This window comes from Hahella sp. KA22, from assembly GCF_004135205.1.
In the GTDB taxonomy this organism is placed as follows: Bacteria; Pseudomonadota; Gammaproteobacteria; order Pseudomonadales; family Oleiphilaceae; genus Hahella.
Genome location: NZ_CP035490.1, coordinates 4054145 through 4079918 on the forward strand (window position 1 = coordinate 4054145; position 25774 = coordinate 4079918).

The 25774-nt window shown below is 54.4% G+C and carries 16 protein-coding genes; 2 read left to right on the forward strand and 14 right to left on the reverse strand.

The annotated features are described in order from the left end of the window. Window positions 1–6: 6 nt before the first annotated feature. The 10 genes from EUZ85_RS18025 to EUZ85_RS18070 all read right to left on the reverse strand — a co-directional run bounded on the left by EUZ85_RS18025 (window position 7) and on the right by EUZ85_RS18070 (window position 14869). Entirely contained in the window at window positions 7–4593 is a 4587-nt protein-coding gene (locus EUZ85_RS18025) for an AMP-binding protein (protein ID WP_129498751.1), read from the reverse strand. Next, the gene (locus tag EUZ85_RS18030; RefSeq protein ID WP_127970595.1) at window positions 4594–6144 is read right to left on the reverse strand and encodes an amino acid adenylation domain-containing protein; all 1551 of its coding nucleotides are present in this window, start codon (window positions 6142–6144) and stop codon (window positions 4594–4596) included. Between the two features lie 154 nt (window positions 6145–6298). Then, entirely contained in the window at window positions 6299–7450 is a 1152-nt protein-coding gene (locus EUZ85_RS18035; protein WP_127970596.1) for an acyl-CoA dehydrogenase family protein, read from the reverse strand. Continuing rightward, a complete protein-coding gene (locus tag EUZ85_RS18040) occupies window positions 7443–7694 on the reverse strand; it encodes an acyl carrier protein (protein WP_127970597.1) in 252 nt (83 codons plus the stop codon). Before EUZ85_RS18040 ends, EUZ85_RS18035 begins: the two co-directional genes overlap by 8 nt. Before the next feature lie 623 nt (window positions 7695–8317). Beyond that, entirely contained in the window at window positions 8318–9601 is a 1284-nt protein-coding gene (locus EUZ85_RS18045) for an ATP-grasp domain-containing protein (RefSeq protein ID WP_127970598.1), read from the reverse strand. Window positions 9602–10007: 406 nt separating this feature from the next. After that, window positions 10008–10712: a methyl-accepting chemotaxis protein gene (locus EUZ85_RS18050; RefSeq protein WP_127970599.1), complete on the reverse strand. Its 705-nt coding sequence runs from the start codon at window positions 10710–10712 to the stop codon at window positions 10008–10010. After that, window positions 10697–11746 (reverse strand): DUF3365 domain-containing protein, encoded by a 1050-nt coding sequence (locus EUZ85_RS18055; protein WP_127970600.1) that lies wholly within the window; start codon window positions 11744–11746, stop codon window positions 10697–10699. Before EUZ85_RS18055 ends, EUZ85_RS18050 begins: the two co-directional genes overlap by 16 nt. A 283-nt stretch (window positions 11747–12029) precedes the next feature. Beyond that, window positions 12030–12755, reverse strand: a complete 726-nt coding sequence (locus tag EUZ85_RS18060; protein ID WP_127970601.1) for a hypothetical protein — start codon at window positions 12753–12755, stop codon at window positions 12030–12032. Between the two features lie 313 nt (window positions 12756–13068). Continuing rightward, entirely contained in the window at window positions 13069–13839 is a 771-nt protein-coding gene (locus tag EUZ85_RS18065) for a hypothetical protein (RefSeq protein ID WP_127970602.1), read from the reverse strand. A gap of 121 nt (window positions 13840–13960) precedes the next feature. Further along, window positions 13961–14869 (reverse strand): MBL fold metallo-hydrolase, encoded by a 909-nt coding sequence (locus EUZ85_RS18070; protein ID WP_127970603.1) that lies wholly within the window; start codon window positions 14867–14869, stop codon window positions 13961–13963. Between the two features lie 110 nt (window positions 14870–14979). On the opposite strand from EUZ85_RS18070, the gene EUZ85_RS18075 reads away from it, so the two are divergent. Continuing rightward, the gene (locus EUZ85_RS18075; protein ID WP_127970604.1) at window positions 14980–15861 is read left to right on the forward strand and encodes a LysR family transcriptional regulator; all 882 of its coding nucleotides are present in this window, start codon (window positions 14980–14982) and stop codon (window positions 15859–15861) included. Window positions 15862–16025: 164 nt separating this feature from the next. Here the strand turns inward: EUZ85_RS18075 and EUZ85_RS18080 are convergent, their stop codons facing one another. From EUZ85_RS18080 to EUZ85_RS18095, 4 genes are all read right to left on the reverse strand, one after another. Then, window positions 16026–18131 carry a DUF262 and DUF1524 domain-containing protein gene (locus EUZ85_RS18080; RefSeq protein WP_127970605.1) on the reverse strand — a complete coding sequence of 702 codons (2106 nt, stop codon included), beginning with the start codon at window positions 18129–18131 and terminating at the stop codon, window positions 16026–16028. A 763-nt stretch (window positions 18132–18894) separates the two neighbouring features. Next, complete coding sequence (locus tag EUZ85_RS18085) at window positions 18895–19656, reverse strand: ABC transporter substrate-binding protein (protein WP_127970606.1); 762 nt, start codon at window positions 19654–19656, stop codon at window positions 18895–18897. A 256-nt stretch (window positions 19657–19912) separates the two neighbouring features. Then, window positions 19913–20638, reverse strand: coding sequence for a transporter substrate-binding domain-containing protein (locus EUZ85_RS18090; RefSeq protein ID WP_164887283.1), 726 nt, complete (start codon window positions 20636–20638; stop codon window positions 19913–19915). Window positions 20639–21036: 398 nt separating this feature from the next. Further along, the gene (locus EUZ85_RS18095) at window positions 21037–24906 is read right to left on the reverse strand and encodes a G8 domain-containing protein (RefSeq protein ID WP_127970607.1); all 3870 of its coding nucleotides are present in this window, start codon (window positions 24904–24906) and stop codon (window positions 21037–21039) included. A 535-nt stretch (window positions 24907–25441) separates the two neighbouring features. Here EUZ85_RS18095 and EUZ85_RS18100 point away from each other — a divergent pair. After that, on the forward strand, window positions 25442–25714 hold the full coding sequence (locus tag EUZ85_RS18100; protein WP_127970608.1) for a hypothetical protein: 273 nt from the start codon (window positions 25442–25444) through the stop codon (window positions 25712–25714). Window positions 25715–25774 lie beyond the last annotated feature (60 nt).

Genomic DNA, 25774 nt, shown 5'->3' on the forward strand with positions numbered 1-25774 from the left:
CGGTTCTCATACTGCGGCTCCGTTAATGATGAGATCCAGCTCCGTCTGTGAGAGCTGGCAAAAGGGAAAATCCGAGGGAAGCAGGACGGACGGCGCGCCAGAAATCGCGTCGCCCTCGCCCAGCAGTGCGTCGCGCCAGGCTGACAGTCCGGCGTTCAGTTGCGTCAGATACTGGATGGCGCGCGTCTCGCTGGCGCCAGGAACGCCTAGACGTAACTCCACGCTAACCGCGCCGGACTCGCGCTCGTCAAACACCAGCAGGTCGAAGTCGGCCACACTGCGTTCCTGCGGGTGACGGAAGCCCCCGGACAACGACGGCGTCAGCGTGAAGTGACGCCACTGCCCGCTCAGTCCCCGCCCAATGTCGTTGATACAGAGCAAAGGCCTGACCCGCTGGGTCTGCGCGCCCAGATGACGTAGCCAGTTCTGGCGTCCGTCGCAACAACGGGACTTGATCTCTCGCAACTGCGCCGACGCGCCTTGCGCAAGCGGATCAAGGCTCACCTGATGGAAGCCGGTGAACCAGCCCACCGCATTGGCCAGCGCGCCGTCCCATTCGTGGGGAACGTTCGCTTCCGAAAAAACGCGACCGTGATGTTCAAACAGCAGCGCGGGCTGCGCCGGCGTGGCGTTGTCTTCATCCAGCGCCGCCATCAGCGCGGCGGCGAGCAACTGGGTGCGCTCCGCCTTGAGCCGCCGCTCCATGTCCTGAATGTCCGCGCCCGACAGCGTCAGCGTCAACCTGACCGGCTCCGCCGTCGCCGCCGCATCCCCGCAGGGCGTCACCGGCGCTTCGCCGCCGTGATCGCGCAGCCATTTCCCCCACAGGAACGCGCCGGCCTCCACCTCTCCGCCGGCGATAGTCGCGTCGCCCAGGGCCTGATCCAGTTCATCCAGTAAATAAATCCAGGAATGCACGTCGCAAATCAGGTGATGGCACACCCAGATCAGATAGTTCTGGTTCGACGCAGGATCGCAAACGATTTCGTGAACGCTGGGCTGATGTTGCAGGCTGACTGCGCCCTGCAACTCACGCAACCGCGCCATGAGCGACTCCCCTGTCGCCAGTTCATGTACGGCCAGCGAGGTAGAGGCGGACTCAAAGTGACACGCGCTAAGGTCGGCGTTGGTTCTCAGCGCAAAGATTTTATGGCGCGCCTGCACCGCCAGAACGGCGGCGTGAATGCGCTCCGGCGCCAGCGACGACGGCGCCGCCAGGGTCACCCCCTGTTGCAGGCGATCCGGATAGTGAAAGCCTTGCTCCCGCATCCAGCGCACGCTGGGCAGATGGGTGATCCAGTTCGCATCGACGTCCCCAATGGCGATGGCCTCGCCGGCATGCTGCGTCTGACCGTTGGCGCAGGCTTTCTCCAGCACGGCGCCCAGGGCGGACATGGACAACAGCTCCCCTGCGCCGACGCGGACGCCCTGCTTCGCAAGCAGCGCCGCCAGGCGGATGGCTTTGATGGAGTCGCCCCCCAGCGCCAGGAACGACGCCTTCAGGTCCACGCCCTGGGGCCAGATCGGCGCGAAAAAGTCGTCATTCAACCACTCAGGCAGGGTATAGGTTTGTGCGGCGTCGGCGTCCTGAGCGCCAATGCTGCGCGAGGGCGTCAGCGTCGCCGCCAGGGCGTTGTGAGCCGCCGCCGTCAGCGCCTTCATATCCACTTTGCCGTTGGCGTTGACCGGCCAGGGCGCCACCGTGCAGTACAGGCCGGGGAGCCAGGCGTCGGGCAGTCTGTCCTGCAGGCGCGCCAGAAAATCCGGGTTGTCGTGAGGGATCGGTTCGCTGCTGCACAGCGCCACCAGCTCGCGGTTCTCACCTGCCCCGTCCGATGTATGCGAGGCGTTGGCGGCGGCAATTTTCAGCGCTTTTATCTTGCCCTGGCGATCCTCCGCGCCGAGGGCCGCCAGCGCGCTTTCCACTGCTTTTTCAATTTCCGTGGGATGAATGCGGTAACCACGCACTTTGAATTCTTCGTCGATGCGCCCGAGACAGTGCAGCTCCCCCTGGGCGTCCAGCACGCCCAGGTCGCCGGAGCGATACCAGCGATGTCCGTCCCGACGACTGCGCACGAATTTGGCGTCAGTCTGCATGGAGTTGTTGAGGTAACCCTCCGCCAGCACCGGGCCGCCTATCCATAACTCGCCCTGAAATCCTTGCGGCATGGGTTCGCCTCTGGCGTCGCGCACCGACATCCGCGCAGCGCCAAGCGGCGCGCCAATGGGCGTGACGCCTGCGCTGTCTTCAGCGGCTACAGTCGAACTGTGACTTGTATGAATGCAGCAGCCCACCGTTGCTTCCGTAGGACCGTATTCATTCACCACGCAGCTAGCCGCCGGGAAAACACGTAACGCCTGACGCACCAGTCCCTCGGACAGGTTTTCGCCGCCGACTACAAAGGTCAGCGGTTGGCACCGCGGAACGCTGTGCTCGGTGAGCAAAGACAAATGGGAGGGCGTGCATTTCACCCCGGACAGGCGCTCATCCGCCAGCAGCGTCCGCAGCAACTCGGGGTTATCGCGAATATCCTGTTCATGAGGCTGCATAAACCCGCCGGACAGGACAGGAACCAGAATGCTGGTCTGGGTGAGGTCGAATCCAAAGGAGGTGAACAGCGGGGTATTGAACGGTCGTTCCCCGGCGTACGCCTCAGTGGCCGCCACGGCGTAATGCGCCAGCGCCACAGGAGAGATCGCCACGCCTTTAGGCTCTCCCGTCGAGCCTGAGGTGTACAGGATATAAGCCGGTTTATCCTGGACTGCGTCCGTTAAGGCGTCCGGCGTCGGCGCCATTGTTGCGGACCAAACCGATGACTCTGGCGCCTGGTGACTCGACCATTCCAGCGGAACGGACATGTCCAGCAGCGCCAACGGCAGCTCCAGGCTTTCCGCCAGACTCTGATCAGGCTCTACGTACAGGCACAGAGACGCCCCGGAATTTCGCGCGATAGTTAACAGCCTGGCCGCGGGCGTCGTGGGACAAACAGGAACCACGGTGATGTTATCGATCAGGCACGCCAGATACGCCAGCACCGTCGCCGGCGTGCGGCGCCCAAGGATCATGACGGGTCGGTCGTCGTCGGCGCGTTGCTGACGAAGTTGTTCACGTAGCGCGCGCATCCAGTCCCAGCCCTGGCGGTAATAAATGGGATCACTTTCAGGGCTGGCGCTAAACAGGATCTGGTTGGAGTAACGCTGAAAAGCATCTCTGATGCGCACGCCGATGGGCGCCGTGGACTCTGCGTCGGCGCCATCAACCCGCGGCGCGAAGGTCGTTTCTGTCTTATCTGCTTGATGCATCGCCTCCGCGGCGGTCATCACGTCCGCAGCCGCTTCCATCGCGTAATCGACCACCGTCTGCATAAAAGCGAGGCATTGAGGCTCCGACCACTGGCGACGAAAATCCGCTTCCAGCTTGATGCTTCCATCTTCGAAGCGATCATGAATATGCACGGTGGCGAACAGCGCTTCCACCGCCTGCAAATGGTCGATTTCCACCTGGGCGCCAGAGACGGAAGGCTGAAACGCGCCGGTCTGATAGGACACGCCGAACGCAGGAATGACCCGTTTCCAGTCTTGTGAGGCGAAGTCGCCCCAGCGCGCGCCGGGGGCGTATCGGGAATGCGCCAGGGCTTTTTGCAGCCCCTTGCGCAGCACGCGATAGCAGTCCGCCACGGTCTCGCCCGCCGCGCGGGATACCGGAACCAGCACCGGCGCCACGGCCATGGCGATGGCGCGTTTTTCGTCCTCGCTCCAGCGGTTCAGCATCGGCGCCTGCACCAGGACCCCGTCGCCGTCTTCCACCACCATCTGCGCATAGGCGACGGCGGCGAAAAACAGACGGAACACGGAACCGCCTCCAGCCCTGAACCGACTCAGCAACGCATTTTGATCAGCGCGTAAAGACAAGCGCACGCGCCGGCTGCGCGCCTCCCCGCCCCGGTAGTCGCCAATGGGCTGGCGGCCGCTTTGCTGAGCGGCGGGGGCGGATTCGCCGAACAGGCTGCGCCAGTATTGCGCGTCCCTGCTCCAGCGTGGAGACGCTTCGTACTCCTGTTCCCGCTCAGCCATGACGGAAAAAGCAGGGCTCCCGACCAGCCCACAGGCGTCGCCTTCCAGCGCCGCCGCCAGGCGTTCCATTAATAACGCCAGTGCGGCTCCGTCTGCAGCGGCGTGGTGGGCCTTCACAAACCAGCCGGATTGTTGGTCGCGATACTGGACGGCGAAGACGCGGATCGGCGTTCGCGACAGATCCTCTTCCAGCAGCAGCTGACGCTCGGCCCACTGGGAGAACGCCTGTTCCGGATCAGGATGCTGGCTGAAATCCACCTTTTGCACGTCCGCCCATGGCGCCTCATGACGCACGCCCCGCCACAGCGCGTCGGACGCATCGGCGACAAAGCCAATGCGAAAGACATCCTCGGCCTGAATGACCGCTTCAGCCGCCTGCGCCAGACGCTCCAGCGCCAGACCGCCGTGCAGGCGCGCCACGCCGCCCAGATAAAACCGCCGCCCGGACAAATGAAAGGCTTCCATCTTGAAAACGGTCTGTTGTGACCGGGACAACTCAAATGTCAGCGTATTCATCATTTACGCTACCGCCTCCGCGAAGAAGTGCTCACGCAGAGTCTCCGCAATCGCCTTGCGGTTGAGCTTGCCGGAGCTGGACCGGGGCAATTTACCGGTTTGCCAGAATCGGGTCGGCAACATGTAAGCGGGCATCTGCGCAGCGAGAAACTGACGCATTTCCTGTGTCTCTAGCATGTCGCCGCTCGCCGCGATGGCGGCTATCAGCCATTGTTCGCCCTCTTCGTCCTCCACCACGCAGACCACGGCTTCGTTAATCGCCGGATGACTGAGCAGGTGATGCTCTATTTCGCCCAGCTCGATACGCAGCCCGCGCAATTTCACCTGGGTGTCCTTACGGCCCTGACAGAAAAACAGGTCGCCATCTTCACGCCATCCCAGGTCGCCGGTCAGGTAAATGCGCTGTTGCAGTTGCGGATGCATGACAAACGCCTTCTCCGTCAGGTCCCGACGCTGGTAATAACCTTCAGCCAGACAGAGTCCGCCGATAGCGATCTCCCCGTGCTCCGCCTCGCCCTTCAACGCCAGCGTGTCCGGGTCGACGATATATAACTCGCACCCGGTCAGCGGTCGTCCGATCGGCACCGCCTGCGGCGCGGGCGCGTCACAATCGTAATAGCTCACGTCAATGGCGGCTTCCGTGGGGCCATACAAGTTAGTCAGCAGACAGCGGGAGCCGAACTGCGTCTGAAACTGGGCGACCAGACTGGCCTGTAGCGATTCGCCGCTGACATAAACGTTGCGCAGGGCGGTCTCCGCAGGCTGCAACTCTTGCAGTACCGGCTTGAGCAGACTGGGGACAAAGTGCGCCACGGTGATGTTTTCACTTTGCAGCGCCGCCACGATGCCTCGGGGAAATGACTCCAGACCTGGGCGCAGCAAATAGTGGCTGGCGCCGTTCAACGCAGGCAGAAAAAGCTCCCACAGAGATACGTCAAAGGTCAGCGCGGTGCGTTGCAGAATGATGTCCGACGCTGTCATCGCACTGTGTTGTTGGTGCCACTGCAGTCGGTTGATAAAGGCGCCGTGATTGACCAGCACGCCTTTGGGGGTTCCCGTAGTGCCTGACGTAAAGATCAGGTAAGCCGGGTCCGTCGCCTGCAATCGCGGCGCGTTCCGCATCGCGTCTATTTCAGGTTTGGATACATAGATATCCTCCAGCCGCTCCGCCAGAATCAGCGCCAGATCCGGTCCCGCCTGGGAAATCTGGCCAGCCTGGGCGGCGCTGCAAAACGCAACGCGACACTGCGCCGTCTGCAGCATGGAAGCCATGCGCGCAACGGGCGTTTTCGCATCCAGAGGGAAATACACGCCGCCTGCAAGCATCACGGCGTAGGCCGCCACCACAAACGCCGGACTTCGCTCCAGGCCAATGGCGACGCATTCACCCTGGCGCAGGTCACGCTCATCAATCAGATATTGAGCCAGTAGCAGCGCGCGCTCATGCAGTTCGCACCAGGATAAAGTCTCCCCCTTGCCCCAGCGTATCGCCGGGTTGGGGTTGTCTCGCGCCGTGTCCTCGAAAAAATCAGTAATAAGTCGACCAGTGTCCATAGAGCCGGAGTCCTTTGATTGCTGGCTGAGTCGCTCCTGAGCCATAGCGCGCCCGGGGTTACAGACGAACCCGGGGCGACAGGCATCCGTCAGCCGAGACCTTGGGTCTCAAGCCTGGAGGATAGAAATGGTGAGAAGCGGATTATGAAATAGTCTATACAGCGCTATAGCTGTATCGATTACATACTTCCTTGCCGATCAGCATTTTTTGAAGTTCATTGCTGCCTTCGACAACCTGCAAAATTTTCGCATCCCGATAGAGACGGCTGACGCCGTTGCTCTCGTCGCAGCCATGGCCGCCGTGAATCTGGACGGCTTTGGCCGCCGCCGTACCGGCTTCATGTGATGCAAAAAGCTTGGCCTGAAGAATCTGCTCCAGGGCGTCTTCGTCCCGGGATTCCTTGGCTTTTGTCGCTGACAGGCAAATGAGTTGGGAGGCAAGCAGACTACTGGACATTTCCGCCAGGTAGCCGCGAATGATGCCTTGGTCCGCAAGCAGCGCACCAAAGGTGGAACGGGCGTTGGCTCTGCGCGCGGAGGCCGCCAGCGCCGCTTGTTGAACGCCCAGCGCCGCCCAGGCCACGCTGATGCGGCCGTAGTCCAGAGCGCTATTGGAGATGAGGTTCTGGCCGAAACCGGGTTTCCCGATGATGTGAGACTTGGGAATCCGCACGTCGACAAAGTCGAGCACCGCCAGATAGGCGCTCTTGAAGCCAAGCATGTTTTTCTTGGCGGTGATGGTGAATCCTGGCGTTTCTTTGGGAATCAGAACAGCGGTGTCCAGCCCCTGGTATTTACCGAACACCAGAAACAGATCCGCGATCTGGGCGAACGTGATCCAGGTCTTTTGTCCGTTGACCAGCAAGGCGTCGCCATCGTCGACAAACTGCGTCGACAGATTCTTGGAGTCGCCTCCGGCGCCGACCTCGGTTTGCGCAAACGCGCCGATGATCTCGCCTTTCACCAACGGCGTCAGATACTGTTGCTTTTGCTCCGGCGTTCCCCAGTCCTCAATGGTTTTCAACACCATTGAGTGGACGTTCAGCAAGCCCGTCAATGAGCCGCTTCCCGCCCCGATCGCCATGTTCAGAAGCCCGAAAGTGGTGGCGTCGAAACCAAGTCCGCCGCTTTCCTCTTTCGCCAGGCCGCCCAGCCAGCCGTTAGTGGCGAGTTTTTTCACTACCGAGGCGGGAGTCGCCTCTTGCAGGTCCCACTCATCGGCATAAGGCGCGACTTCATCGGCGGAGAACTGTTCGAAGGCGTGCAGCCACTGGTTTTGAGAAGGCGATAGAAAACGGTTAAGCATTTACCACCGCCTTTCTCTCCAAGAAATGACAGACAGCCTGAATACTACAAAAGTTGGCGTTATCAAGGTCGTCTATTTCAACCTTGATTCTGAAGTTTTTTTCGAGAAAGGAGATTAATTGGATAGCGGCCAGGGAGTTAACCAGACCTGTTTCGAAGATGTCGACTGAGTCGTCCAAATCCTGTTTTCCAGCGAGTTTACTCAGGTATTCAGACACTAATTTTTTACGCGCAGATACGTCCATTACTACTTTCCTTTGCGAGCTTAAATTCCATTAGTCTTTCCATTGATAAATCGATTCGGCTTTTTATGAAAAGGCTTTCTTTTTCAAGCCCCATCTTGGGGCGCCGAACCAATCTGCAGCAATCATATATCAACCCTATCGATAGGCGCAATCTCCCACATCACTGATTTTATTTAAAAAAATTAATGCTTTGCGATGAATTCAAAAACCTTCGTTATCCCTTGCAATACGCGCAAACTGATCGATTTCACATGACCGGTAACGACGAAATCGCTCTTTTTCATTTAAGGAATATCAGAAGGTATGCATCTTTCCCGAATAATTTGGGACAAAGTTGGGACTCCGCATATAGCAACCTCCTGGCAATGAAAACGCGCCTCAAAACGCGCCTGTTAAATCATCTGCCTAAACATCAATGAAGACTAGGTCAACTTACCTTACCGAAAGGTTATGATGCGCTTCGGATTCCCTCCCTGCCCCAACGCTTTAGTTTAAGATATTAACATGGCAATGATATTGGCATGTTAATCATCAGGCGCATGGACGCGCCTGCGCGGCGTTAAGCCGCGGGAGACAGGGCCTGACATGTGCAGGCCCTGTCGTTGCAGACAAATAGAAGGAAGCTATTTGTCTGCCTGATTAATAACCGGAGCATGACCGCGCGCAGTTTCATCATTGACTACCGCCTCAACTTCCAGCCTGACCTTCGCCGTCGCCAGCGCCGACACACGTTCTGCTTCCGCCTGAGTTGCGCCCACGGTCATCAAGTATCCGGCGCGGTCATTGCTGTCGTTCAGAGAGGTCACTGTGTCACCGATGCGGGGATAGATTTTTACCTCCCTGACGCCTTCCAGCGACTGAGCCTCATCCAGGCCGTCGATGCTTTTTAGTACGCCGTTTTCGGTGGTGAAAAACCTGAGCAGCACGGCGTTATTCCCGTGGGCGTCCACCAGATCGTCGACGTTGAAGTCCCAACCCAAAGCCGCCAGCAAGGTTGCTTTGGCGAGGTTAAATCCCGTTGCGGCGCGAACGAATCGGGCTTCTTCGCCGCCGCCGATTCTGGGCATGACTTCGATGATGCGGTACTGGTTTGCGTGGGAGGACGTGACGATCACCTGGGCGAAAAACGGCGCGGTATCGACGCCCATTTGTTGCAGCGCGGTTTCCATGTCGGCTCTGAGTTGATCGAGTAATTCAGCCGGAAGATCCGTCGGATATTGTTTGGTTAAAGCGACGCCGAATCCCGCTTCCGTCCGCGACGGACTGCCTCGATATGAGGCGATGAATGGAGCAATCTGACCGCGGTAGATAAACCCACTCAGGCTGTATTCAACGCCTTCCACAAACTCCTGAATAATCGCCCGCGATTTCACGGAGGCGTTCATGGCGGATTTAACCACCGATTTTAACTGCTCTGGATCAGCGGCGGCTCCCACGCCTTCCTGTCCCGTACCGTCAACCGGCTTGACCACCACGGGGTAACCCAAGGCTTCCGCCAGCGAGGCGGCCTGCTCATAGGACTCGACAAAGTCATAGCGGGGAGCGGGTAAATCAGCGGCTCTCAACAGCGCAGCCATACGCAATTTATCCAGAGGCAACGCGGCGGATTCTTCTGAAAGATAGGTGTTTACTCCACATTGGGCGGCGCACTCCGCCATCAGTTTGATCGAACGGTCACTGCCAGCGGAAACGATGGCGTCGAACGCATGCGCAGACGCGTACTCGACAATGCTTTTCTTATCATGACGGTTAAAGGGAACCCGCTGAATGCGCTCAGCAAGCGCCGGATCAATAATCCCATCCCTGTCATCCACCACAAACACCTCAACCCCCATCTTCACGCCTTCCTCGATCAGCGGCAGCTGTATATGCCCTCCCCCAATCACCAGCACCTTGGCTTTCTTCACGCAAAACTCCTTATCTCATCACTCAGTCGGCGTTCCCCAGCGAAACAACATCGACTCGCCTTTACGAGGCTATGAAGTTATGTGGTCTTTCATGAGGTTTCCCAAGTGTTTGCAGCAGAAAGAGAGCGCTTCGGTGAAAGTGGGCAAGACTGTTGAGTAAAAGTATTAAATAAGAATATTAAATAAGAGTGTTGGATGGCGCTGCGCTTATCCAACCTACGGTTTATAGATTGTTCGCTACGTGTAGGTTGGAAAAGCGCAGCGCCTTCCAACAACTGAGGTTATATCAGGCAGCGCCGGAGCAGACGAAGGTCGCCCTGGTTTCTTGATCGACAGCGGCCTGAAAACGGCGCCCTCACAGTCGTCGACTGAAGGCGACAATCGAAGGCGCGCGTTCCCAGGATTTTCATGCTCCAAACCGTGCGGTCAGCGTACTCAGCTCATCCGCCAAAGCGGAGAGATTTTCCGCTCGCTTGGCGACTTGCAGCGCTCGATCTGAGGACTGCCCCGTCACTTCGTTGATGGACACGATGTTTCTATTGATTTCTTCCGCCACGGAATGCTGTTCCCGGGCGGCTGCGGCGATTTGCGCGCTCATTTCACTGGCGACTTTTATCGCTTCCGACACCTGATTGATGGTTTCGGATGTGCGTTGCGCATATTCCACGGATTGCGCGGTTTTACCCGACGCCTGCTCGATCACCGACACCATGGCCTGGGCCCCTGAGTGGAGTCGTTCGATCATGTGATGGATCTCTTCTGTGGACGCCTGGGTTTTCTGCGCGAGACTCCGCACTTCATCGGCGACCACGGCGAAACCCCGACCTTGCTCGCCCGCTCTGGCGGCCTCGATGGCGGCGTTCAACGCCAGTAGATTGGTCTGCTCAGCGATACCGCGAATGACATCAAGTACGGCGCCGATGCTTTTGCTGTCCTCGTTCAGCTTGTTCACGACTTCTTTGGCGTCCTGCATGCTTTCGGACACTTGCGCAATCGCCGCCGACGCCGCCTGAGTAACCTGCAGGCCCTGCTTGGCAGCTTCATCGGCGCTGGCGGACGCCGATGACGATTGCGATGCGTTTTCCGCCACATGATTCACCGTGCTGGCCATTTGATTGACCGCCGCCGCAGCGGTTTCGGTCTGCCGTTGCTGATGATGAATGTCGTCGTTGCTGATGATGAATGTCGTCGTTGCTGATGATGAATGTCGTCGTTGCTCTGGTCGGTGATGTCCGACAGCTCTTTGGCGGACGCCGCCACGTCGCGGGTCAAGGCGACAATCTTGGTGAAGGTCTGCGACAGATCGTTGACAAAGTTATTGAATGCGGCGGCGATACGGCTGATTTCATCATTACCGTCCGCATCGAGCCTGCGCGTGAGATCGCTGCCGCCGCCGGAAATTTCTTCCATCGCAATGGCGATGTTATTAATGCGACGGTGCGCCAGCATGCGGTACAGGAAGGCGGTGAGTCCCAATACTGCAAGCAGGGCCACCGCCAGCAAAACCGCTATTTTGGAGCCCAGCGCCTGTCCATTGGCCAGCGGACCGTCAATATTGATATCCACTTCCAGAACGCCTCTGACGTCCCCCAGTTTCCAGTCATTTTTGGGCGTATCCGCCCGGGTGTTGTGACAGGAGACGCAGGCTTGCGCGACCATCTTGTCAGCCACCGCAACGCGCACGATAGACCCCAGTTTTGCATCCTTGTCCACCTGTGAAAAAGTGGTGTCCGGACTTTTCGTCAGACTGGCCCAGGCGGCCTGCCCAAAGCTATCCAGACGCCGCTCGGAGCGGTTGGGAAACGGGAAGGCGCTGTACAGTTTCAGCGTCATGCCTTTTTGTGAAAACTCTTTGCTCAAGTCGTGAATCATGGTCGCCGGCAACGGGATCGCATCCTTCTCCTTATCATGGTCAAAAGACGCCTTCATACCTGAATTCCCCAGCACCTTCTGCACCACATTCTTGGTGTAGTAACCACGCAACGTCTTGAACTGCTGCACAACCTGCTCCGCCGACGCGGTGGCCTCGCTGATGGCGTTGGCTTCAACCGCTTTGGGGATATAAATGTAGATTGCGATGACGGATAAAGTGAAAACAACAATAACAGGAAGAGTGATTTTCCAGATGAGAGAGAGTCTGTTCATATCGCAGCTCCTCACCACAGACAAGCCGGAATACCCCGAGGGTTCCCGGTAATGATTAAGGGACGAAAGCGGGCCTATGTATATATTAAGTGTAGTCCTATTGCCGATTAGTTTTGGCGTTTTATTTGTAAAAATTGGGGGAAAACGTATCGCCTTCCGACATAGGTGCTAAATCAAACCAGAGAGGGAGTCATAAGGCTATTTAGGTCGGTCGCCATTGGCTGCAACGGCGGCCACGCTTCAAGCCATATCGTGTATTTGTATGGCTTGAAGCTACAACATTTTACTTCTCTAAGAAGCCTGCGGCCTTCAGTTCTGTCTTCCTTACTTTGTCCTGAGCCTCCATGTTAGCCTGTTCAGCGCTCCTATTCTGATGAGCTGCATCTTCATAAATACTCTGTACCGCATTGGCCAACGTACCAGCACGGTAGTACTCCAAAATATCCACCAATCCTTGTTCCATGGTGTAATCAATATATGGTATAGCCATACCTTTTATCAGGGATAGCTTCTTAGTAGCCCTCAGCGCCTTCATTTTGACAATAAGTGCCTGAGCCGTTTGCTCATAATAGAAGTTCTTATCAATTTCTGTACGAGTTGAAGAAGTTAGACTGGCAATGCTAGAAATAATGGTTTTTGTATCTGTGACGGTTGAGACTGCAGATCCAAGAGATAAAATCGTGCTAGCCATACCAAAGCCAAAATTTGATTTCGCCTTACCAGCGATTAAGCTCCCCTCATAGCTTTGATAGTTATAATCAACTAACAAAATCAATTCGTTAATAATTATATCCCTCTCTTTTTTCATGCAATCTTTATCTTTCTTGACTATGCATTCTTTAACACTTCCATCAAACGAAGTTTTGCTATACTTTGAATTTAATTCTTCTATTTTTTTAGAGTCAGACATTAGAGGGTTTTGAGGAATAACCACAACCCCAAAGCATCCTCCCAGCAGCAATACAGCTGAAACTAAAAGTACCGATAAACCCACCTTGTTCAGCATCACCTTGACCTCCTTTCCGTAAAATAAAACATCACCCCACAAAAATATAAATTGCAATCACTCACAAAATGTTAACATTTGTTAACGGAGATAGTCTTGAATCTTTATAGCTAAACTAAAGTTTATTAGGCCAATCGAGGATGATTATTGAGAAAAGTAGGTTTTCTATATATCTATAATACGAAGTGTATACGCAGCCTAAATTCACCCACATAAATACTAAGACTGCATTAATCAGAAAATATCGCAGCTCCTTGAAGCCTTCAGAGTTATACTTTCGCGTCAGTTTTGGCCCTTAGAAGGCAAAAATGCAGAATCAAAACTTCCCATTGTCACTCTTCCATTGCGACCTGGGAGGAATGGGTTCTATGGTGTCCCAATGCTCGACTAGTTTGCCTGCTTGCACTCGGAACAGGTCGTAGAATGAGCTGTGCGTATCGCGCCACAGGCCTTCGCTGACACTGAGAACAAAGTCGCCTTCCGCCAGGACTCGGTGCAAGGTTGTGTAGGTTAAGGCGTAACGATCATTTTCGCGTAAGGACAGAGCTTCGTGGAGGGATGCAACGCCGTCGCGCATCTCGGGATTGTGCTGGATAAAGCCTGTGCCGGAGACGAAGTCCTCCAGCCGTTGCAATTGTCGATTTATCAGTACTTCGTTCACGTATTCCCGCACCAGCGTTCTATTGGTTTCCGTCAGATGCAAGTCGCTGGATTGTTGTGGACCATCCAGCATGCCGTGTCTGGAAGGGTTTGGACCCGCCAGAGGCTGAAGATTGTCCCAGTGCTCCACCGCCAGGCCGTCCTCGAAACGAAACACCTCAAACGCCGCCTTTACCGAGGAGAACTCGTATTTCATGTGGGCGAACACAAAATCCTGATCTTCAAACGCCCGCACCATCGTTACTTTAGGTCCGGTCCTGGCGATTTGTTTGAACAGCTCCGCCAGTCCCAGGCTTCCCTCGCCGGTATGTGGATTGTGCTGCACGTACCGATTCTCGTTGACGACGCTGGCGGCGTCCGGGTCGCCGGTTTCTATGCCTTTCAGCAGTTTGAAGACCTTCTCTTTGTTGCTCAGTTCACTCAACATGATGCGTTTCCTTCTTTCAGGGCGGTCCCTGCTATGCCCGGTTATATCGGTTATACCAGTTATAGACGGCGGGCCTGATCTACGCAGGCCCGCCGTTCTCGGAAGAGCGTCTGCGGGATGATCAATCTTGCGCAGGACGCCAGGGGAACGGCCCCATGAATTCATCCGCCAGGATGCGCCAGACGTTCATCGACAGCCATTCGTCATAGCCAACCCAGTCTTTGTATTTGGGCAACCGCAATGTAGAGGCTATGGCCATGGGAGGCGTGCCTTTCTTAAGTTCAGCATAGAACTCGGCGCGCAGATCCTGCAGGTAAGTCAGTTGCGCTTTGACATCCTCTTTGTCGCCGCCTTTTAGAGGCTCGGCTTTTTCGTTGTGAGAGAAAATGACGGTGTCGAAGTTGAGTTTAAGCACCTCATTCAGGGTTCTCTCCCACTCCCGCAGATTGAAGTCCGGCACGACGGAGAAGATAACCCGGTTCGGCGTCACGATATCCGCCAGATACGCGGTTTTGCTTTGCGGCAGGTAGAAAACGGTCATGCCCAGGCCATGATTCATGCCGAAATAATGCAGGTTGATCTTTAAACCATCGACATCGAACTGCTTGAAATCGCCCTTCCAGGTTAATGTCGGCGCCGTCATGTCCGGATAGGGATTGGCCCGCATCCAGGCCGCCGCTTCTTCATGAGCGATGGTTTGCGCGCCTGCCTGAATAAACACCTGACCGCCGCTGGCGTGATCCCAGTGATTGTGGCTGTGAAAGGCGTATTTTACAGGCTTGGCGGTTATCTTTCTGATAGCGGTCAGCATGGCTTGCGCATGTTGTGAGTTCATCGTCTCGAAGACAACGACGCTTTTGTCTGTGATGGCGAACATGGAGATGTAACCGCCGTCCATGCTGAATGAATACAGGTTGTCGGCGACTTTATAGACGGTTTCCTGCAGCGCCGCCTTGGCGGGCGCGCAGATCAGTATGGTCGCCAGTGAGACGACGAGGGATGCAAAAATGCGTTTAAATGTATGTTTCATACCAGATACCCAAATGCGAATTAATGTGAATCTGTATCCAGTATATTTAGTTGCACTTATTGATATGAATACCTAGGATTGCAAAACCTAAATGCAAAAAGTGCAATAAGATGAGCTCCCCTGAAGCGATCTTTATACGCGTCGTCGAAGCAGGCGGCTTCAAACAGGCGGCGCAGCAACTGAACATGGAGCCTTCGACGGTGAGTCGAAAGGTCGCCAAACTTGAACAACGCCTGAAGGCGAAGCTGCTGAACCGCTCTACCGCCCAAACCACGCCTACCGAACTGGGAAAAGCCTACTATCAGGGACTGCGCAGGCTATTGAACGAGCAGGACGCTCTGGAAGAAGAGATTTTCAGCAACAGCAAAGACATCAAGGGACATCTTCGAATCGCCACCACCGTGGACCTGGGAGACACCTTCATCGCTCCCATTGTCGAGCAGATGCTGAAGCTCGCTCCTGAGCTAAGCGTCGAGCTGATCCTGGGGGCGGATATCGCTGATCTGCCAAGAAGCAATATCGACGTCGCCATCCGCCTCGGCCGCATCGAAGACTCGGAAATGTACGCCAAGTATCTGGGAGAAATCCCACGAGTGCTGACGGCTAGCCCGGAATACCTGAAAGCCCACGGAACCCCGAAAAAGATCAGCGATCTGGCGCAACACCACTTCGTGCTCTACTCCCAACTGCAAGCCAAATCCGACATCCAATTCCAGGACGGCAGCCACTTCCCCGCTGTCAAAATCCGCAGCGCCATCATGGCCAACAGCCTCAAATCCATCGCCTACTTCGTAAAAAGCGGCCTGGGCGTCAACTGGGGCCCAAGATGGCTCTACGAACAAGACCTGCAAGAAGGCAAACTAATCGAACTCCTCCCCGCCACCCCCACCGAAAACTTCACCGTCACCGCCCTCTACACCACTCGACAATTTCTGCCCTATCGGGTGAGGTGGTTTTTGGAATTGCTGGGGGAGCGGTTGGAGTTGGGTTAAGGGATAGTTTTGTATTCGTTGTAATAATATATCTTTGCTAAAGGTTGAAGCACTCGTAAGCACTGGACACCCCTTTTATGCATTCACCACTAACTACTTTTGGCTAGTTTATCTGTCATTTTTTGTTGTTTTTTAACTCGAAAAATTAATGACATCGGCTTACGTCAGATATCGTCTGCACCAATTTGTCGCTCAAATGCTTGTGTAACTAAAGCCAAGATATGAGGAATATCATTTAAGTTGTCGAAACCTACTTCGACATCACCGTTCCCCCAACGCCCTAAGTTCGTGACATCTTTGCACAGTCCACGAGGGTCGTCGATTTCGGCGAAAGGCATGTTGAGCGACAAGCGGAGTCTCTTCGCCTGAGGCACCACATCGACAAAATTTGTTTCGGCTTTAAAGGCGACATAAAGTTTTTTCACCTCCTCTGTCACACATGGGTCCAGCCCCAACACCGCTTTACGGAATGCCTGATAAATATCAGCCATTTTCCCAGTCACCAGCTGAGGGTGGTCCGCCAAACTATATGCCGTTGATTGCTCAATTTGTGGTTTATATGCATCGAAAATATCCTTAGGCAACTCAACCTTTGCCCATACCTCGGTCGCTTTATTTGCTAGCTTATTGGCACGCTTTTGAATAGCAGCTTCATCCCACTTGGCTTCAACAGCAATCCCTTCATTCATCTTAAGTGGACTGAATTTAAAACCATACTCATGTTCACACTTAGCGATGAACGCACTGTTGCTATATTCTGTGTTGTATCCTGTTAAAGTTAAGTTTCCTAGAGTATGGCGATAAATCTCCCAAACACGCTCCCACTCATCTCCCAATTCAGAGCGCCATACCAAAGGTAGCTTTTCTGCTTTATTGTCGGCTTGAGGCATGATGTGCTCAATTGTGTACTCATCGACCAAAATGCGCTCTTTACGACCAAAGTTTTCCATGCGCCTCAACCAGTAACTTTTACTGCGGAAGTTATAAATGTCTTTGGTTTGAATTTTTCTATGGAACTCTTCATCGCCAGGAAAACGTCGATAGGACGGTAACAGCAGGAAAGCGGCTTTTATGCTTTCAAGATAACGATCCTTTTTAAGGCCTATACCCATTCGAGCAAAGGTTTTGTTCATGGAGTTTGTTGGGATCTCACAGATAGCGCGCCTGAATACATAGCTTTCGATGATACGCACAGCGGACAAAAACTCGCTGTGGCTCAACAGGTCACCTGAAAAGTCTGAATACAACTCAAGTAACAGTGGGTAGGCAACATCAACTTTGAGTTCTCGCAAATCTTTAAAGGCTAGCTTTAACTCCTCATCCTTTTCTTTACCCAAAGCGAAAGCGCAGAAGAAAACTGCATAGTTCCTAATATCTTTAACCAGTTCATCTACGCCTTTGGTTGCGATAGACGGTCGTCTCGAATACTCCTTGAACACCTCATATACTTCACCAATCTTAGGAATTTCACGAGTCTTTACGGTAAGGAAATGACGCATAAAGCTGTCAAAGTAATCGCTATATGCTTGCTGCCCAAATGTCAGCTCCATTGGTCGCCAATATTGTTCGTAGAGATGGGTTTGATGCTCAGGCTCTAGCCCCATGAGAATATAATTGCGGATCAAATCCGCTTGGCTCAACTCCCTTCCCGTTGAGTTCATGCTCTCAAATATAAGTTGAGGGTTGTCTTGCTCCCGGTTAAGTGAAATATCAACAACCATCAGTTTTGCCAGTCCACTGCAAACTGGTTTCAGATCAATAAGCTTTTGCAGCTTCGACTTGAAGAACTCATAGTTTTCAACCACACGAATAGATCTATTATCTGGCTGCTCAAGCCCCTTGATAATAGCTTTTAATGACTTATCGTCGGCTTGAGACAACACCAGCTTGTAGAACTTCTCACCGCTTTCCAGAGGGTTGGTTAAATAATAGCCCTTTAATTTGGTACAACTGAAATCTTCTAAGGGCTCTTGCTCACCAATCACCTCCGTTAACGCTGAAATTAAAAGGGTAATAGTTGTTAAGCGTTGCTGACCGTCGATTACTAAGAGTGGTGTTTGAGACGATACAGAGTAGAGGCCTTTCTCGACATAAACAACAGACCCCATGAAATGGGCATTGATATCAACATTATTGCCACTGCGAATGATATCATCCCACAACTGCTGGCATTCTTTTTCTTTCCAAGAGTACGTTCGTTGATAAATTGGAATGACAAATTGCGGTGACTTTTTCAAAAACTCCAACAGTTTCGCTTCAGTTGCTTTCATATCACATCAAGCTCCATCTAACATTGAACACATCTGCTCAGTTGTATTCAAAAGTAATCTCAGTAATCTGCATACCGCGTTTCCTGTCCTTAGGGGCTTGATTCACTGAGACTGCAGATTGGACCAACAACAGATCACGAATGCCGCAGCCGAACAACAGCAGAGATGGTTTCTTGATTTACCCTCTGCGCCGCTTCTTTATAGCGCAATACCACTGTGGCGCGCCCATGTCCGGTTTCTCAGACGATGTACTCTTGTGTTACTCCATACAGACAAGATGACAGCAGCTTATGGGCTGCTGCTTCAAGTAATCAGGCTTTAGGAATTAAAGGAAGCATAACAGGACTTTTAAATTTCCCCAGCATTTCGTTAAAAGAAAGGCCCTATTCCTCCGTATCCCACTCAGGCCATTCGCCTCGAAAGCGGGCGACTATTTCTGTAGTCGAGATGAATCCGACAATGATATGCGTATCAGGTACTTTTTCTTCTCCAGGCAGGTCATACCAGCAATTGTCTTTCCACCGCAGTAGCTGGTTTTCTCCGAGTCCGTTGGGAAACTTTGTTGACGCTAGAAAAATCCCCTCCCATTTTGGAGAGCCTTTTTGCCATTTTACTGTTCTATTCATTGATACCCGTCTTTAAATTCGTTCATTGCTTGAGCAGGTTTCTAGTTGGGTTGGGCGTTGCCCGATTTGGGCATGCGGCAGGAAAAATCATAACACTATCCGTCAGCATCTTTCCTAATGCTCGAACACTCCTTCCATTACCGATATTTATCCCATATCCCCTCAATCTCCCCACTATCAATCAACGCCTTAATCGCCGCATTCAGCCGACCCAGGGCGGCGGCTTTGTTGGGGTGGATGCGTAGCATGACGTTTACGCCGCCGACTTCGAAGCCGGGTTCGAGGCTTCGGTAGACGGGGTTTTCGCGCATGCGGTAGAGGGCGAGGTCTTTGTTGATGATGACTTGGTCCAGGCGGCCGGCGAGGAGCATGGTGAGGAGTTGGGATTCGCCGTTGACGTCGTAGCGTTCGATGGCGCCGCTTTGGAAGAGTTTGGTGAAGGTTGGGTATTGGTAGCCGCGCACGACGCCGATGCGTTTGCCGATCAGGTCTGAGGGCGCTTCGACGGGCAGGCTTTTATTGCGTCCGAATAGCAGGATGTCGACGGACTGCGCATAGGGAATGGTGAACAGCCCCAGGGTCTTCTCCCCTGCCCGCCATGCGGGATTTACGCCGGACTCGATATCCACCAGATTTTCATTGAACATCATCAGGCCGCGGGCCAAGGGGTGAGTTTGAGAGATGAATGTGTCGCCCGTGATACGGCTGAGGGCGTCGAAGAAGTCTTTGTAAAAGCCGGTCGCGACTCCATCCTGATAGAAAAAATAGGGAGGAAACTCCGTATTATGAGCAAGCACCCTGAAGACTTCCGCATGCGCCCCGCCCTTCGGCCATATCCCGATCAGGAGAACGAGGAGGCTTCTCAGAAAGATACCCGCCAACAGCTTTCGTAGGGTCATTCTTGCTCTAACTTTTATTGCAAAGGCTTGTGAAAAGCGTTGGCTTTCCTTGCGTCCAATTGACGCCGCCTCAGCGTACGCGCTCGCTACCGTAAACGCCTTGGACGTTACAGTGGCTACCAGTTAATGCAGTCTGCTCTGATCATCTCCTTTTTTGCATGACACATTTGTAAATCAATGCAAATTCAGCCGCCAGACCACCCCGCCCGTTTGCACGAGGCCGGCTTGTCTGGCGGCAGGGGTAAAAGTGGACGGGTTATTTGACCCCGTAATCCGCCAGGATCTTATCGTAGGTTCCGTCCGCTTTGATGGCGGCGAGGCCGCGATTGTAGGCGTCGATGATTTTCTGGCCCTGAGCGTTGGCCTTGCCGGTGGCCACATGCAGGTCGTTCACCGACAGGGCGTTACTGGTGAACTCCACCGAGCCCAGGTCGATGCCAGCGTCCTTCATGACAGATTTGGCGACGATCTCATCTTCCAGAGTCAGGTCCACGCGATCGCTCAACAGCTTTTTAACGTTGGCCTCAATCGTCCCCGCTTCCGGTCTGGAGAAATTAGTGGCATGGGTGAACTCGTCGCCATAGCCGTAACCGCTGACGATGCCGACCTTCTTCCCGCTGAGACTATCCAGGCCATTGAACTCAAACGGGTCGCCTTTGCGCTTGATAAACTTGATGCTGTTTTGCGCGTAATAGTTGCTGTAATTCAGCACCTTGGCGCGCTCCTCCGTGAACCAGGCGCCGGGCAATATGTCGATATTGCCGTTGATCACATCATTCAACGCCCGTTTCCATGGCAGGATTTTGAAATCCACCGTGTACCCCTCTTTCTCCATTGCCGCTTTCAGCAGCGCAATGGATATTCCGGGATCACTCCCCTCCTGTATAAACGGCGGCCAAGGGTCCTGCGCAGCGGTGACGGTTTCCGCCTGAGCGGAAAACGCAACGAGCATGGTCAGAATCAAGGTAGAAAGAGCCTTCATGCTTAAACCTCTCTGTGTGAGATAGATCATTGGCGTAGGCCGATAAACTTCGGGGCGCAAGTTCATCAGGCGAAGGTCGAACGGCATTGTTTACATATCCCCAGGGTGGCGTGGCGCAGCGGCCAGCAACTGTTAATAAGGTTAGTTTATAAACAGATCGCCAACAAATTGGAGAACCGCCGTGCGAGGGCCTTTTGGGAGACAATATTGGGGGTGGCGGTAGTTTTGAGCATGGGTGCAGCCTTGAGCGTTTGAATGTTGGAAGGCGCTGCGCTTTTCCAACCTACTTTGGGAGGGGGTGTTAGTTGTAGGTTGGATAAGCGAAGCGCCATCCAACTCTTTTCGGGGATCGGGAAATGAGCGCCGGAGTCCGATTCAACTCCGGCGCATGAGAAAGGCTAGCGATCGCTAATCAGATAGACGTTGTCGGCGGCGCCTTTGGGCAGTTCGGTGGCGCTTTGGAACAGGAAGTTCTGGAAGTTATTCGCGCCGTTGAGCACATGAATTTCCGTACTGTTCACGCCATTGCGTTTGAAGCCGATCAGATCCGGCGCGCCGTCGCCATTGAAATCCGCCACGCGGAAGCTCCAGTTGTCGTTGGTGACATGCAGCGCCGTCGCCGAATGCACGACAAAATTGTCGTAGCCGCTTTGGGCGCTCAGTATGTGCACTTCCGTTCTGTTGGAGCCGCCCTGTTTGGAGATATACCAGAGGTCGGGCCTGCCGTCGCGGTCATAATCGCTGATCAGGAACTCATCCGACGAGTTCGGTCGCAACCCCAGTCCTGTGGCGTCATGCAACAGGAAGTTCTGCGGGTTTCTCCCGTCCAGCACATGCACCTCGGTGCGGCCGCTGCCCGTCGTGTTATGCAAGATGGCCCAGATATCCGGCTGGCCGTCGCCGTTGTAGTCCCGTATCGCCATGTCATCGTTGACGTTCATGTAGCCCAGCGCCGTGCCGGACTGGAAGATAAAACGCTGCAATCCGCTCTTGCCGTCCATGATATGCACTTCCGTGGTTCCCGTGCCGGTATTGCGCTTTTTGAAACCGGCGATATCCATGTAGCCGTCGCGGTCCCAGTCCGTCATGTCAAACTGCCAGGCTTCGTCGGTCGGCTCCAGCGCGCTGTTCTGGGCGGCGGTGGAGATAAAGCTCTTGCTGCGCAACAACTTCTGAAACGAGGTTCTGACGCCGCCTTGTTTGTTCAGCACATAGACATTGGGAGCCAGCGGGCGGTTGGCGCCGGGCGCGCACCCGGGATTCAAACATACGAAGATAGAACCCAGTTCGCCGGGATTTCTGAAATCCGCGCCTGCGGGCGCTTTGAAACGTACAAACAAGCTGCCGTTTTCATAAGCCCAGGCGTTGCCGTCAAACGCCCGCAGCGCGGCCCAGGGACCGACGGAACCCAACTGAATCAGCGGGCCGGCGAAACCGTACTGCCCCGCTGGCGTTCCCAGATAGACATACACGCTGGGCGCCACGCCCGGCAGCTCCAGAGTCACGTACTCGCCGCTGCTCATGCTGTGATAATCGAAGCGGGTGATGCTGGGGATCTGGTCGTGATAGATGTAGCTGTAGTTATACGCGCCGTCGACCATCGGCAACAGACTAACGCCTTCGATTTCCTTGCGGGACTCGGTATAACGGGCGCCGTCGCTGCGGAAGAAGGTGCTGTCCTGACGTCTGCGGCTGACCAGCGGCGCCGGCGGCAGCCAGATTTCATCAGAAGGACGCACCTCCACGTAGGCGAAACGACGGCGACTTTCCATGCCGCTCAGCCCATCTTTGATGCGGCTGCTGTTACCGTCCACCAGCATGGGATGGTCCTGGGTGATGGCGGTCATGGGCTGGCCGGTGAACGTCCCGTCCACATCGTAAATCGCGCCGTTGAACCAGACCGGGCCGATGTAGTCATTGCGATAGCGCACCTGATAACTGCCCGGAGATACTGTGGTGTTATGCAGGGAATGCCCTGAGTATTTGATGTTGGCGCCCCACTGGTCGAACAGGGTGAAATTATCCCGTTCGAAACCGGTGAAATGGGAATCGCGAATACGCACCGGCCCGTCATACAGAATATGTCCGATCGCCAATCCGATCACGCCGCTGGACGCGGATAGCCCCAACGGCGCCACTGGCTCGTAGTTTTCCGAAGCGCCCACCCAGAGCACGCGGTTGTAGTCCGTCACCCAGGTGCTGGCCTCGCCTTCATAATTGTCCGCCACGATCAGATCGTTGTAGGTGCTTTTGCCGCGATTGCCGCCTACGCGGGAATACATGCCCAGGTAGTTTTTATATACCGTCAGCCCATTAATGACCGGCTCCTGTTGGGGCATGTAGTCATTGTTCAGATTAGGCGTCTGTGAAGCGTCATTGGGGGTGGGAGCCATACCCAGCAACCAGCCGTGAAAGCTGGAGTGCGCGGTGTTATTGTCAATAGCGCCGGCGGGCAGGTTCTGCACATTGGGATTCAATCCCTGCTGAAAAACCGGACTGTTCGGATTCTGATGAAAGGCGAACCAGAAGCCGGACCCGTCGGAGCCGGCAGCGTGATTATTCTGCACAATATTGTTGGGATTGGTGATCCAGAAAGTGGACGGACCACTGGCGTTTCGCAATCGGCCATTGGTGAAGTCGCTGGGCAGCAGCGCGTATTCCGGCGCGGGCTTTCGGGTCACCATGCCCAGATTGCCGACAATGCGATTGCCGGTTTCGTTGCCGTCCTCCATGAACACCGCATGACCCAGGTTGTCGTAGCAGACGTTGTTTTCCACTGCCGCGTTGTTCGTGCCATGAATGGTAATCGCGCGATTGTAGGTGTGGTGGATACTGGAATTGCGAATGTACTGCCCGGCCACGTTTCCAGCCAGATGCCAATGGAAGGGATAACGGCCCAGCTTGCGGCGCTGCCCCATACGGGTCAACTCCACATTGGACAGACGACCGAAGGCGCCGCGCATCACCATGATGTTGCCGCCATAAGCGATACGGCCGCTGTCTGCGTCTCCCTGAATCTTCAGGTTGCGTGACAGCAGGCCCACTTCCGCGCGTTCATCCAGCGTCCAGTTTTGCCCGTTATCGCTGTATTCCTGCAGTTTGCCAAAGTGGTTGTAAGCGAGGCGGTCATTGAGCGTGAGCGTCTTTCTGTCGCCGCTCAGGCTGACGATGGTAAATTCCTCAGCGTGATTCATGTCGAAATCGCTGGAGGCGATGACAATACGATCCCCCGCTCGCCAGTTCACGGTCTCTTTCAGCGTGATGCTGTTGTCGCCAATCGCAGCGGAAGCGCCCAGTTGCGTCCAGGATCGCTGGGGCTGGCCATGCATTTCGATACGACCGCCGTTCATGGCGTGAATCAGCTTGGATTCCGCCGCCGGATTATCTCCCAGCAAAGTAATCACGCCCTGGCCATTGAACGGCGCCTCTTCCCTGCCCAGCTCCAATAAGCCGCCCGCCATGACGTGGATTTCCGCCACATCCAAGGTAAAGTCGCGGTTGACGGGCGCGGTGAGAATGCCCTCGTTGATGATCACATTCGCTGCGTTCAGGTTATCCAGCGCGATGGTGGCGCCGGCGGGAATGTAGACTTCTTCGCCCGGACCGGGAACCGAGTTCTCCAGCCAGGACGAAGCTTCCGACCACAAAGGCAGCCTTTCCAACTGCACGTCGTCGACAAAAGCCGTGTTATCGCCAGAGGCGCTCAAACCGCTCAACAATAATTGGTATTTACCGGGTTCCAGCCACATCGCCGTGGAATGATACAGGCGATAATTGCTGTCCTGGGGGCGGATTCGGCCAATCTGGCTGCCGGCGAGCGATACGCGCAGCGTTTGCCCTTGAGCAGAGTTGATACATCCACGTTGCGCGCCTTGCAGATTGACGCGGTAAACGCCTGCGCTGGGGATGGTAATGGTTTTCTGCACCTGCCCTGTCTGCTGAATAAACAGGGCCTGCTGACCCTGGGGCGTGGCGGGGTTGCATGAGGTAAACGCAGAGCCGTTTTCGGTAATGCCCGCGCCATCGGCGAAGGCCCACTCACCGCCTCTGGGAAGATATTGATAGCCTCCCGAGGGAACATCCGGCGCTTCAAAGCCGGAGTCGCCGATGGGCGTCATAATGCCCTCGCTGACCGCCGTCACCGCCATGGCGTTCTGGTAAAACGTCAGCGCCGCGACGGTCGTCAGTATGGAGAGCGCCCCCTTGCGTCTTAAGACTGAGCCGCGCGCCGGCTCGTCAGTATGATTATTCGTGTCACCCAAGTTCATTTTATAGTCTTCCACAGTGCATTGATTCTTAGCTCTGGCTCGCCTGAACCCCGTTTAAAGGCGTTGGGAGACAACGTCCTTAACAGACGTAGAAATCCCCTATCCAAAATCACCCTTAAACGTTTCAGATTCGACATAGATAAATTAAGTAAAAAGTTCGGCATTGCTATCTTGTCGCCGAAACCAGAACCTCATCCTTTAAGGCGAATAACCGAAATGCATCAAGCCAATAACCGCTGGCGCGGCAATCAAATTAATGCGATGTTTCCGTTATCCGTATCCCAAGTGAACATTAACATAAGTTCACAGTTAATCCTCTAGGGCAATCTTAATAACCCATACGGCATAACGATAAATAAAGAATTATCAGAATTAATATGCAACTTAATCTGCATCACCAATGATAGGTTTTCATATTCTAATTATGCGTCGTTGTAACCTGTTTCGTATGATCCCACAGTCCTGCTGACAGGCCCTGCAAGCCTCATTTAGATTATTCAGCGACATAGCGACATATAGAAAGGGAGATCTTTTCGTGTCAGAACTTATTAGTGAAATGAAGAAATTCGACGAAACCTGGGAAAAGGAAACGCTCAAGGCTTTTTCCCGTTTGTTTTCATCGCAGCAAATAACGGAGTTTGATCAGGCTTTGTTCGGCGATCAATTTGATAACTTTCGTCAGGGAATGAGCGTCATGTTTCCTGATTCGGATGATATTAATTTTAAAAGAATAAGGTCCAACAGATTAAAGCTTCTCGGTTATAGCTGGCAGGCGGATATAAAAACATGGATCAAAGTGTCGGATTAATTACTTCATGATGCATAAACCGCCTGCTTTTCGTTTAAACAACCCGACAATCAGGCGGCG

What these genes read in the sequence shown, in the direction of transcription:
- EUZ85_RS18030 (WP_127970595.1), bottom strand. Translation starts at nt 6,144, where the DNA reads ATGGACACTGGTCGACTTATTACTGATTTTTTCGAGGACACGGCGCGA.
- EUZ85_RS18070 (WP_127970603.1), bottom strand. Translation starts at nt 14,869, where the DNA reads ATGAAACATACATTTAAACGCATTTTTGCATCCCTCGTCGTCTCACTG.
- EUZ85_RS18090 (WP_164887283.1), bottom strand. Translation starts at nt 20,638, where the DNA reads ATGAAGGCTCTTTCTACCTTGATTCTGACCATGCTCGTTGCGTTTTCC.
- EUZ85_RS18055 (WP_127970600.1), bottom strand. Translation starts at nt 11,746, where the DNA reads ATGAACAGACTCTCTCTCATCTGGAAAATCACTCTTCCTGTTATTGTT.
- EUZ85_RS18035 (WP_127970596.1), bottom strand. Translation starts at nt 7,450, where the DNA reads ATGCTTAACCGTTTTCTATCGCCTTCTCAAAACCAGTGGCTGCACGCC.
- EUZ85_RS18085 (WP_127970606.1), bottom strand. Translation starts at nt 19,656, where the DNA reads ATGACCCTACGAAAGCTGTTGGCGGGTATCTTTCTGAGAAGCCTCCTC.
- EUZ85_RS18050 (WP_127970599.1), bottom strand. Translation starts at nt 10,712, where the DNA reads ATGGCCAGCACGGTGAATCATGTGGCGGAAAACGCATCGCAATCGTCA.
- EUZ85_RS18025 (WP_129498751.1), bottom strand. Translation starts at nt 4,593, where the DNA reads ATGATGAATACGCTGACATTTGAGTTGTCCCGGTCACAACAGACCGTT.
- EUZ85_RS18095 (WP_127970607.1), bottom strand. Translation starts at nt 24,906, where the DNA reads ATGAACTTGGGTGACACGAATAATCATACTGACGAGCCGGCGCGCGGC.
- EUZ85_RS18040 (WP_127970597.1), bottom strand. Translation starts at nt 7,694, where the DNA reads ATGGACGTATCTGCGCGTAAAAAATTAGTGTCTGAATACCTGAGTAAA.
- EUZ85_RS18065 (WP_127970602.1), bottom strand. Translation starts at nt 13,839, where the DNA reads ATGTTGAGTGAACTGAGCAACAAAGAGAAGGTCTTCAAACTGCTGAAA.
- EUZ85_RS18075 (WP_127970604.1), top strand. Translation starts at nt 14,980, where the DNA reads ATGAGCTCCCCTGAAGCGATCTTTATACGCGTCGTCGAAGCAGGCGGC.
- EUZ85_RS18080 (WP_127970605.1), bottom strand. Translation starts at nt 18,131, where the DNA reads ATGAAAGCAACTGAAGCGAAACTGTTGGAGTTTTTGAAAAAGTCACCG.